Source organism: Mesorhizobium sp. M2A.F.Ca.ET.037.01.1.1, assembly GCF_003998075.1.
Classification (GTDB): Bacteria; Pseudomonadota; Alphaproteobacteria; order Rhizobiales; family Rhizobiaceae; genus Mesorhizobium.
Window position 1 is genome coordinate 1 of the sequence record NZ_RZSA01000992.1, and the last position, 2,347, is coordinate 2,347.

The following is a 2,347-nucleotide window of genomic DNA, read 5'->3' on the forward strand; positions in this document are numbered from 1 at the left end:
GGTGTCGGAGCTTTCGCTCGGCGAACAGCAGCAAGTCGAGATCCTGCGCGCGATGGTGCGCAACAGCCGGCTGCTGATCCTCGACGAATCCACCTCGATGCTAACGCCGAAAGGCATCGAGGAACTCGGCGCCTTGATGCGCCGCCTCGTCGGACAGGGGCTGGCGATCGTCTTCATCACGCACAAGCTCAAAGAGGCGGCGGCCTTCGGTGACCGCATCTCGGTGCTGAAGCTCGGCCGCAAGGTCGGCGAGATTCCACCCGAGCGTTTTCGCACGCTCGGCGAGCAGGAGATCATCTCCGAGATCGTGGAGCTGATGTTCGGCAAGCAGAAGGACGATCCGGAGGCGGCCGAGCGGCCCACCCGCACGGTCCATGCCGATGCCGCGCCGCTGCTTCAGGTCGCCGACCTCGCGGTCGCGCCGACCGAAAACGCGCCGGGGCTGTCGTCGATCTCCTTCGACATCCGCCCGGGTGAGATCCTGGGTATCGCCGGCATCGACGGCAACGGCCAGAAACAACTGGCGGAGGCCTTGGCCGGCCAGCGTGCGGCGACCGGCGGTTCGGTGCTGCTGGAAGGCGCCGCCATCGAGGCGCTGAGCGTGGGCGAACGCCGCCAGCGCGGCCTTCGCTACCTGACTGACGACCGGCTCGGCGAAGGCACGGTCGGCAGTTTCCCGGTCTCCATCAACTTCTTCCTCAAGCAGGTCGGCGCCTCGCCCTTCTGGCGCGGCGGCGTCGAGCAACGCGCCGAGATCGACAGGCGCGCGGCGCAGCTGGTGCGCGAATACGATGTTCGCACGCCGAGCCTGAAGACGCCTGTCGCCCGGCTTTCGGGGGGCAATATCCAGAAGGTGCTCCTGGCGCGCGAACTGGCTGAAGGCGCCAGGGCGGTGATCTTCAACAAGCCGACTTATGGACTCGATCTCGCCAACACGCTTGCCTCGCGTCAGCGCATCCGCGACACGGCGGCGCGCGGCCTTGCCGTGCTGCTGATCTCCACCGACCTCGAGGAATTGCTCAGCATGTTCGACCGCATTGCCGTCATCGCCAACGGCTCGCTGGTCGGCACAGTCGCCAATGCCGACGACGCGCGCACCAAGGTCGGCCGCCTGATGATTGGACTGGCCGCATGAGCATCGATACCGCACCCGGCGCCAACGCCAACGCGCTCGATGCCACGAGCGGCGTCGCCACCCGCCGCGATATACTGCACCGGCTGCTGATGACGCTCGGGCCCATCCTTGCCGCTCTTATCATCGCCGGCTGCATACTGCTTGCCGTCGGCGTCGACCCGCTCGCCTATTACGGCTACGTGCTGGAGAAAGGGCTGTTCTCGCCGCTGGGCATCCAGCAGACGCTGACGCGCATGGCGCCGCTCTTGTTCCTCGCCGCCGGCCTGATCGTGGCCTTTCGCGCCGGCATGTGGAATCTGGGCGGCGACGGCCAGTTCCTGCTCGGGGCGGTCACGGCGGCCGCCAGCGCTCCCGTCCTGGTGCAGGTTATGCCGGCCTGGCTGGCGCTGATCTGTTCGTTCCTGATTTCCATGGTGGTGGCCATGGCGTGGTCGCTGCTGCCCGCGCTGCTGCGCGCCTATCAGGGCGTGAACGAGATCATCACCACGCTGATGATGACGTTCCTCGGCACCTCGCTCGCCAACGTGCTGGTCAAGCTCGTGTTCCGCGACCCCGGCACGACCGTGCCGCAGACGCGTACCTTGTCGGTCGAAGACAGGCTGCCGCGGCTCTTCGACACGACCATCACCAGCGGCCTCGTGCTCGGACTTGCGGCGATCATCATCGTGCATCTGGTGATGACGCGGACAGCGTTCGGACTGAAATTGAGGATCGTCGGCGCCAATCCGCGCGCGGCGGTCCATGCCGGGCTCGGCGTGCCTGGCCTGACCGTTGCCGTCTTTGCCATTTCGGCCGGCCTTGCAGGCCTTGCCGGCGCCGTCGACATCATCGGCGTGCAAGGCAATGTCCGCGCCGACTGGAACCCCGCCTACGGCCTGGCGGTCATTCCGGCGGTGTTCCTCGCGCGCATGAACGGCTTTGCCGCGATTGGCTTCGTGTTTCTGCTTTCGGTGCTTTCGATCGGCGGCGAGAGCGCGGCGAGGCGGCTTGGCGTGCCCAATCATTTCACGCTGGTGCTGGTCTCGATCGTGCTGATCGTGCTCGCCCTCGCCGAGTATGTCGACCACCGCTACAACCAATCGAGAAAGGCCTGAGACATGACCGGGCTGTTCAGCGAGGTTTTTCTTGGCGCGCTGTTGTTCGGCGCCGTCACCGCGGCCGTCCCGCTGCTGCTTGCCGGGCTCGGCGAGCAGCAGCGGGACGGCCGCGGTG

General features: G+C 66.7%; 2 protein-coding genes. Both read left to right on the top strand.

Annotated features, from left to right (window positions below):
- A partial coding sequence (locus EOA27_RS32385; RefSeq protein ID WP_127258285.1) for an ATP-binding cassette domain-containing protein occupies window positions 1-1,135 on the top strand: 1,135 nt, incomplete at its 5' end.
- Window positions 1,132-2,229 (top strand): ABC transporter permease, encoded by a 1,098-nt coding sequence (locus tag EOA27_RS32390; RefSeq protein WP_126081811.1) that lies wholly within the window; start codon window positions 1,132-1,134, stop codon window positions 2,227-2,229. The genes EOA27_RS32385 and EOA27_RS32390, both read left to right, overlap by 4 nt.
- Window positions 2,230-2,347 lie beyond the last annotated feature (118 nt).